Genomic DNA, 452 nt, shown 5'->3' with positions numbered 1-452 from the left:
GGGAACGATCATCGAAATGGTCGGTCACGCCCACCGTGCCACATTTCAGCAGCTCAGAGTATTTCGTCCCCGAGACCTTATGTCTGTCTCTGGGCTTCAGGCGCTTTGCGGGAGACTGGCCGCCAGCGGGTGGGCTCGGCGGCTGGCGAGATCGGGCATTGAGGCAGTCGGTGGGAAGAGTTGGCGGCTGAGTTCCTCGAGCAGCGGGTCCGAGTCTGCAGGGTCGATGGCAGGAGCGGGTTCGTTGCGTCTGAGGAATCGTGTGCGGCAACTGCCTGGTTGGAGCGGTTCCTCCGCCGTTGGTAGATGTTCTGGGAGGCAGGCTCTGCCCTTGTACATGCTCGGGAGGGGCCTCGTACAGGCCAGCGGCAGGTAGGAAGGGCGGCGGACCCGGGGTGTGGTGGAAGCAGAGAACGGCCTTGACCGCTTCACGCCGTGCGGCGGAGAAGGGA

This window comes from Streptomyces albicerus (assembly GCF_008905045.1).
GTDB classification, from domain to species: Bacteria; Actinomycetota; Actinomycetes; order Streptomycetales; family Streptomycetaceae; genus Streptomyces; species Streptomyces albicerus.
Note: the sequence above shows the minus strand (reverse complement) of the source record.